The organism is Sulfitobacter sp. HI0040 (assembly GCF_001634885.1).
Lineage (GTDB): Bacteria > Pseudomonadota > Alphaproteobacteria > Rhodobacterales > Rhodobacteraceae > Sulfitobacter.
Window position 1 is genome coordinate 1 of sequence record NZ_LWEX01000258.1, and the last position, 4,366, is coordinate 4,366.

4 protein-coding genes are annotated in these 4,366 nt (G+C 65.9%); 2 read left to right on the forward strand and 2 right to left on the reverse strand.

What is annotated here, in order from left to right:
* Positions 1–1,289 (forward strand): ATP-binding cassette domain-containing protein (locus A3728_RS13370; protein ID WP_067924622.1); only part of this gene is annotated, 1,289 nt, incomplete at its 5' end.
* A gap of 8 nt (positions 1,290–1,297) precedes the next feature.
* Here A3728_RS13370 and A3728_RS13375 read toward each other — a convergent pair.
* Both A3728_RS13375 and tyrS read right to left on the reverse strand, forming a co-directional pair.
* Positions 1,298–1,897: a hypothetical protein gene (locus A3728_RS13375; RefSeq protein WP_067924625.1), complete on the reverse strand. Its 600-nt coding sequence runs from the start codon at positions 1,895–1,897 to the stop codon at positions 1,298–1,300.
* 30 nt (positions 1,898–1,927) lie between these two features.
* A complete protein-coding gene (tyrS, locus tag A3728_RS13380) occupies positions 1,928–3,178 on the reverse strand; it encodes a tyrosine--tRNA ligase (protein ID WP_067924631.1) in 1,251 nt (416 codons plus the stop codon).
* 65 nt (positions 3,179–3,243) lie between these two features.
* Between tyrS and A3728_RS13385 the strand changes: the two genes are divergently transcribed.
* A partial coding sequence (locus A3728_RS13385) for an anhydro-N-acetylmuramic acid kinase (protein ID WP_067924634.1) occupies positions 3,244–4,366 on the forward strand: 1,123 nt, incomplete at its 3' end.

The following is a 4,366-nucleotide window of genomic DNA, read 5'->3' on the forward strand; positions in this document are numbered from 1 at the left end:
GCGCCTTTTTGCGCGCGCTGACCCGCGCGACGCTCTGGATCGATCGGGGCAGCGTCAGGCGGCAGGAAACCGGCTTCGAAGGGTTCGAGGCCTGGCGCGATCAGGTCTGGGAAGAAGAGGACATGCAGCGCCACAAGCTCAACCGCAAGATCAAGGCGGAGTCGCGTTGGGCGGTCGAAGGTATCTCTGCCCGGCGCAAGCGCAATCAGGGCCGAGTGCGGGCGTTGCAGGATTTGCGGGAAGAACGGGCATCCCAGATCACCCGGCAGGGCACGGCGGCCATGTCGCTGGAATCGGGGCCGAAATCGGGACGCAAGGTGATCGAGGCGGAGGGCATCGCGAAGTCCTTCGGCGGCAAGACGATCCTGCGGGATTTTTCCATAACCGTGCAGCGCGGCGACCGGATCGCGCTGGTGGGTCCGAACGGCGTGGGCAAGACGACGCTGCTGAATATCATGATTGGCCGCGAAACCCCCGACGCGGGCACGGTCAAACTGGGCACCAACCTTGAAATCGCGCTTTTCGATCAGGCCCGCGCCCAGCTCGACGGGGACATGAGCCTTTGGGACAGCCTCACCGGCGATCCCGAAATGCGCGTCTCAGGCAAGGCGGATCAGGTGCTGGTGCGCGGACAGCCCAAGCATGTGGTGGGCTATCTCAAGGAATTTCTGTTCGACGAGGCGCAGGCCCGCGCCCCGGTGCGTTCGCTGTCGGGCGGCGAAAAGGCCCGCCTGTTGCTGGCCAAGATCATGGCTCGCGAAAGCAACCTGCTGGTGCTGGACGAACCGACCAACGATCTGGATGTCGAAACGCTCGATCTGCTGCAGGAGCTTCTGGGCACCTATGACGGCACCGTGCTGCTGGTCAGCCACGACCGCGATTTTCTGGACCGGGTCGCCGCCACCACCATCGCCATGGAAGGCGACGGGCGGGCGACGGTCTATGCGGGCGGGTGGAGCGATTACCTCAGTCAGCGCGGGCAGGACGATTTCGCAGGCAGCGTGGTCAAGCCAAAGCCCGCCCCGGCAAAGCCGAAGGCGAAACAGCCGCAGGAGCCGCGCAGCAAGCTGAGCTTCACCGAAAAGCACCGGCTGGAGGCGCTCCCGGCGGAGATCGAGCGGCTGGAGGCCGAGATCGCCAAGCTGGAAACCCTTCTGGGCGACCCTGAGCTTTTCACACGCGAACCCGTCAAGTTCCGCAAGGCGACGCAGGCGCTGACCGAACGGCAGGAAAAGCTTTCCGCTGCCGAGGAAGACTGGCTCACGCTGGAGGAGAAGGCGAACGCCTGATCCGCTTGTCAGAGCCGGATCACGGGGGCATAGCCACCGCGCAGGGCATTCACCGAAGGTTCGGGCGTCAGCACCGTGACCTCGCCGGTTCGGGGCAGCGGGCGGGGTGCTGCGTATCCTTCAGGGGTAAAGGGATAAAGCGCGTCCTGATGGATGAGGACGGGCTTGCCTTCGTCCCCTGCGATGAAGGTGCCATCGGGCAGATCGGCGATGGTCGAGCTATGGCGCCGCTGACCGAAGACGCGCGGAATGGCGCGTGCCGCATGAAGCTCTTTGTCGAATGCACCGATGCTGCCTTCGATACCGGCGGCGCGGCGGAACGACTGATGAGCCTCAAACCGGCACTGGGCGCAGGGCCGATGCCCGGCAGCCAGTGCGACGGCTTCATCGTGAAAGAAGAGTTCCGTATAGCGACCGGGCGCCATGATCGGACGCGCGGGGCGACCGGCGAAGGAAAGCAGGCAGATCACCCAGCCCCGGGTGGCCCAGCGGCGGTAGGTCAACCGGCCTTGCGCATCGTGCAGGATACCCCGGTTGCCCATGAACGCACCCCGCGCCGGATGGGCCAGGAAGCTGCCGTCAGGTTGCACGCGGTTCCGGCGGGGCATGGGATCACGCCCCCCGGCGCCGCGGGCGCATTACTCCACCCGCACCAGCGCGTGCCTTTTCTTGCCCGCGCTCAGCTTGACCGGAGAGGACAGGGCCGCCGCATCCAGCATCAGCCCCGCGTCGGACAGCGGCGCATCGTCGATGCGCGCGCCGTTTTCCGCGATCAGGCGCTTGGCTTCCTTGCCTGATCCGGCCAGCCCCGACCTGACGATCAGCTGCACGATGGAGATGCCGTCGGCCACTTCTGCCGCGCTTAGCGTCAGCGTGGGCAGATCGTCACCCGTGCCGCCTCTTTCGAAGACTTCGCGCGCCGTGGCCTCGGCGGTGCGCGCGGCCTCGGCCCCGTGCAGCAGCGTCGTCACCTCGTTGGCGAGCCGTATCTTCGCTTCGTTGATCTCGGACCCTGCTAGCGCACCGAGGCGTTCGCATTCGTCCACCGGAAGCTCGGTGTAAAGCTTGAGGAACCGGCCCGTGTCGGCGTCGGTCGAATTGCGCCAGAATTGCCAGAATTCGTAAGGGGACAGCATATCACCGTTGAGCCAGATGGCACCGCCCGCGGATTTGCCCATCTTGCGCCCGTCGCTGGTCGTCAGCAGCGGCGAGGTCAGCCCGTATACCTCCGCGTCGATGACGCGGCGGGTCAGGTCGATCCCGTTGACGATATTGCCCCACTGGTCCGACCCGCCCATTTGAAGCAGGCAGCCGTGACGGCGGTACAGCTCCATGAAGTCGTAGGCCTGCAGGATCATGTAGTTGAATTCGAGGAACGACAGGCTCTGCTCCCGGTCAAGGCGGCTTTTGACCGACTCGAAGGAGAGCATGCGGTTGATCGAGAAATGCCGCCCGATGTCGCGCAGGAAATCGAGGTAGTTCAACCCGTCGAGCCATTCGGCGTTGTTGAGCATGAGCGCGTCGCTCTCGCCGTCGCCATAGCGCAGGTACCGCGAAAAGACCTGCCCCATGCCCGCGATATTCTCCTCGATCTGCTCGGGCCCCAGCAGCGGGCGCTCGTCCGAGCGGAAACTCGGATCGCCCACCTTGGTGGTGCCGCCGCCCATCAGGGTGATCGGCTTGTGCCCGCATTTCTGAAGCCAGCGCAGCATCATGATATTGAGCAGATGACCCACGTGCAGCGATTTCGCCGTCGCGTCGTAGCCGATGTAGGCGGGGCGCACGCCTTCCATCAGGACGGCATCAAGGCCCTGATAATCGGTGCAATCCGCGAGATAGCCGCGCTCCTGCATGATGCGCAGAAAGTCAGACTTGGGATGATACGTCATGGTCCTTGCCCTCGGCTGGAATTGCGGGGCAATCTATAGGCGCAGAGCAGGCAAAGGAAAAGGCCATGAATGGCGGCAGGCAGAGGGCGATTCCGCGAACCGGGGTGGTGACGGCGCTCGGCGCCATGTCGGGCACCTCTCTCGACGGGGTGGATGCCGCCGTTCTGCGCACCGACGGGCATGAGATCACGGGCTTCGGGCCCAGCCGCTACAAGGTCTACAGTGCGCCGCAACGCCGTGTGATCGCCGCCGGTTTCGGCAAATGGTCCGGGCCGGAGGTCGATGCCGCGGCGCGGATCGTGGAAGAGGTGCATTTGGACCTGCTGCGCGGTTTCGACGGGGGCGAGGGCATCGACGTGATCGGCTTTCACGGGCAGACCCTGTCCCATGCGCCGCGTGGCCGGGGGACGCTTCAGGTCGGCGACGGCGCGGCGCTGGCCGACGCACTGGGAGTGCCGGTGGTCTGGGATTTTCGCAGCGCCGATGTCGAACTGGGGGGCGAGGGCGCGCCGCTCGCGCCCTTTTTCCATCACGCCTGCGCGCGCAGCATCGGTCTGAGCCGCCCGGTGGCCTTTCTGAACCTCGGCGGGGTGGGGAACCTGACATGGGTCGATCCCGCGATCGCGCGGCCTGAAACCGAAGGCGCGCTGCTGGCCTTCGACACGGGCCCCGCCAATGCACCGATCAATGATCTGTTGCAGACCCGGCGGGACCTTCCCTTCGACGAAGGAGGTGCGCTGGCGGCGCGGGGCCGGGTGGAGCAGGGCGCGTTGGAGCTGTTTCTGGCCGAGCCCTATTTCGCGCGTATACCGCCGAAATCGCTCGACCGGAACGATTTCGCCGAGATGGTGGCCCTTGTGGGCGAGCTGAGCGATGCCGATGCCGCCGCGACCCTCACGGCCATGTGTGCCGCCGGCGTGGCGGAGGCCATGCAGCATTGCCCGTGTCCGCCCGAAAGGGTGCTTGTCACGGGGGGTGGTCGCCATAACCCGGTGCTGATGCGGATGCTGGAGGTCTCTCTCGATTGTCCGGTTGCGGCGGTGGAGGATGTCGCGCTCGACGGGGACATGCTCGAAGCGCAGGCCTTTGCCTATCTCGCCGTACGGGTGGCGCGGGGGCTGCCTACCTCCTGTCCCGGAACGACCGGCGTGCGGGCGGCTGTGGGCGGGGGCCGGGTGAGCCTCCCGT

Coding starts and splice junctions, on each gene's coding strand:
- tyrS (WP_067924631.1), bottom strand. CDS start 3,178: ATGACGTATCATCCCAAGTCTGACTTTCTGCGCATCATGCAGGAGCGC.
- A3728_RS13375 (WP_067924625.1), bottom strand. CDS start 1,897: ATGCCCCGCCGGAACCGCGTGCAACCTGACGGCAGCTTCCTGGCCCAT.